1 protein-coding gene and 1 pseudogene are annotated in these 1671 nt (G+C 58.3%); one reads left to right on the top strand and one right to left on the bottom strand.

Annotated elements, in window-relative coordinates:
- Positions 1 to 471 precede the first annotated feature (471 nt).
- Positions 472 to 782 (top strand): annotated as a pseudogene (ssb, locus tag KG698_RS15160) (single-stranded DNA-binding protein); the annotation flags it as partial.
- A gap of 233 nt (positions 783 to 1015) precedes the next feature.
- On the opposite strand, the gene KG698_RS15155 reads toward ssb, so the two are convergent.
- The gene (locus KG698_RS15155) at positions 1016 to 1285 is read right to left on the bottom strand and encodes a hypothetical protein (protein ID WP_213686379.1); all 270 of its coding nucleotides are present in this window, start codon (positions 1283 to 1285) and stop codon (positions 1016 to 1018) included.
- Positions 1286 to 1671: the final 386 nt, after the last annotated feature.

Genomic DNA, 1671 nt, shown 5'->3' with positions numbered 1-1671 from the left:
ATGTTATGATATAACATTATTCTTTTACCCAATTATGGGTCTCTCAGATATCCTATCCGCTCTTCCCTATCCTTCGCAGCCCTACAAACTGGGTCGCCGTCAACTGTGCAAAGCAATCAAGTGAGGAAGGATCAGCCTGCTAGACGAAGTGGTCATGCCTCATGGTGTTGAGCGCTGTATCCAACCCATTCACAGCTCCTGGCCGGGAGCGGCGAAGGGGAAGCTATATGAGCCGTCATCTGCGGTTGGCCCATCCGGCACCGGAGGTGTTGAAGCGACTGACCTGCGGGCGAGAAGTGTCCTCGTTGAGCCTCTATGATTTGTGCTTCCTGGTGGGGGAACCGTGGAGAGAGCAGGTGGTGCAAGCGTTATGAATTCACCTCCCGCAATTCCTTCCGTTGCTTCGGCAAGCATCGCCTCCTGACCTCAACCAAATGATCGGTGGCGAGCTTCAACGAAGGAGTATAGGCTATTGCTGTCAGCGTGACTAAGGTGATCATCATCGGCAACCTGGGCGCGGACCCAGATGTTCGAGACATGACGAGCGGCCCAAAAGTTCCCAACCTGCACGTCGCCACCAGCGAGCAATGGACAGATCAAGGCTCAGGCGAAAAACGGGAGCGAACTGAACGGCACACTGTCAGCATCTTTGATCAGAACCCGTGGCTTTACGCTCAAAGTTATCAAAAAAGGGAAGCGAAATTTACGTCGAAGGCCGGCTGCAAACGAGAAAATGGCAGGATCAATCCGGCCAAGATCAGTACAGCACAGAGATCGTGGTCAACGACATCAGCGGTCAACTCGTTCGCTTGATTGTTGAAAATGAACGGAGTCCGAAAGCAGCGTTATTCCAAAAAACAAAAAATCACCCAAATGATTTGAACAAACTTAAATCAACCCCAAACAAGATCCGCCATGGCCAAGGGCCTGCCGCAGCGCATGGGCCACGAGGTGCACAATATCGGCGGCTTGGCGCACTGGGCGCGCGCGGGCGGACGGGTCGTGCGCGGCTGAGTCAGCGCGAGACACAGGTGCCCCGGGTCACGCGGTCGTCGTCAGTGTCCTCGTAGACAAAGCTCAGGTCCGCGGCCACGGTCAGGATGCGCAGTTGCGGGTTCGAGATCTCGCACACGCGCGCATCGCCGGCCGCCTTGAGCACGCCGTCGACATAGGTGATGCCGCATGCGGTGTCGGAAAAGGTCACGTCGAACGGGCCGCATTTTAGCGTCTCGGCCCCGGCCAGGGCGGGCCAGAGCGCTGCGGTCAGGACAAGGGCGGGTTTCATGGTGGCACAATCCGTCGCAGGGCTTTGGACTGGGACATAGCGGCCCTGCCGGAAAGACCAGCCCCCAGCGATAGCGCAGCGACACGCCCTTGGAGAAGAGGTGGACCTTGTCAGGCGCCGCGATTAGGCGCGCGTCGCTGACACGCACCTCGCGGTGGATGCCTAGCAGCTTGGCGATCACCTGCGAGCCGGGATCGGTGCCGAACCGACATTCCCCAAGTTGCGTGCCGTCTGACGTGAAGATCGCCGTAATCGACCCACCGGACAAGCGTTTTTCGCCCTGAGTGGCTCCTGCAGTCGCGCAGGCTGCGGAACCTCGGCTGATCAGACCGCGTAAGCGCCGTGCTCTGTCCCGGCAGCGGTATCTTTTAGTGCAGCGGGCAGAG

Origin of the sequence: Roseicyclus sp. (genome assembly GCF_018402035.1) — a bacterium.
Classification (GTDB): domain Bacteria; phylum Pseudomonadota; class Alphaproteobacteria; order Rhodobacterales; family Rhodobacteraceae; genus Roseicyclus.
The sequence above is the reverse complement of the archived record's forward strand: the minus strand, read 5'-3'. Positions and strand labels throughout refer to the sequence as shown.